Consider the following 380-nt stretch of genomic DNA (forward strand, 5'->3'; position numbering starts at 1 on the left):
ATTGCACCACAACTATCTGCATCGGCAGTAGTGTTGATAGGTTCTACTTGGGCAATTACCGGAGCTTCCTCATCGAGAATTTCAATAGTAAAGCTGCAGGTAACGCTGTTTCCTTCCGAATCGGTGGCGGTAAATTCAATAGTTGAAATACCTACCGGGAATTCACTACCTGAAGGTAACCCACCGGTTTGTTCCACTTCAACTTCGCCTGAATTATCAAAAGCAGTAGGAGTTTCAAATTCTACAATAGCCCCACAGATCCCGGCATCATTAGCCTGGGAGATATTTTCAGGACATTGCAGATCTGGCGCTTCAGCATCGTTAACGGTGATGGTAAAGCTACATTCAGAAACATTCCCTGAATTATCTTCAGCTTCAAA

The 380-nt window shown here is 43.9% G+C and carries 1 protein-coding gene; it reads right to left on the reverse strand.

What is annotated here, in order from left to right; translation table 11 throughout:
* Window positions 1–380 (reverse strand): HYR domain-containing protein (locus BM266_RS17130; protein ID WP_175494806.1); only part of this gene is annotated, 380 nt, incomplete at both ends.

This window comes from Salegentibacter flavus (assembly GCF_900115145.1).
In the GTDB taxonomy this organism is placed as follows: Bacteria; Bacteroidota; Bacteroidia; order Flavobacteriales; family Flavobacteriaceae; genus Salegentibacter; species Salegentibacter flavus.